Consider the following 557-nt stretch of genomic DNA (forward strand, 5'->3'; position numbering starts at 1 on the left):
CCTTAGTCATACCATAATCAGTAAATTGATATAGGTTAACCCTACTTTTGTTGTCTGTAAAGGTAGTTGTGTTATATCCATAAGCAATTGCTAAACTTTCTCCTGCTGCTCCATCTGTACCAAATTCCTTTATGCTGCTGACTCTATAAGGAGCTTGAGTATAATAGTCATAGTTTATATTGTAACCATCATAATTTAATACCTTTTTAAGATTATTCTTGCTATCATAAGTAAAAACAGTGTAGTTTCCATCAGGATAAGTTATTTTAGAAAGCTGTTGTCCATTATAAGCAAAGCTGGTTCTGCTGCCATCTGGCTCTATTATCCCTACAAGATATCCATTACTTAATACATCTAGGGTAGTTACTCTTCCTGCTCCATCAGTTATTTTCTTTAATATGATTCCATCATAACTTAAGGTTAAGGTGTTATCGTTCTTATCTTTTATTTTGTGTAAATATCCACCAGGAACGAATTCAAGAACTCCTCCATTTTTATCTTTTATGGTATAACTTCCATCTGTCCCTTTATTAAAGGTTAAATCTGTACCCATTTGC

The 557-nt window shown here is 33.0% G+C and carries 1 protein-coding gene; it reads right to left on the reverse strand.

All coding sequences use genetic code 11. The features are described from left to right. A partial coding sequence (locus P8V03_RS19055) for a hypothetical protein (RefSeq protein WP_318799381.1) occupies nucleotides 1–557 on the reverse strand: 557 nt, incomplete at both ends.

Source organism: Clostridium tanneri, from assembly GCF_033659955.1.
Lineage (GTDB): Bacteria > Bacillota > Clostridia > Clostridiales > Clostridiaceae > Clostridium_AM > Clostridium_AM tanneri.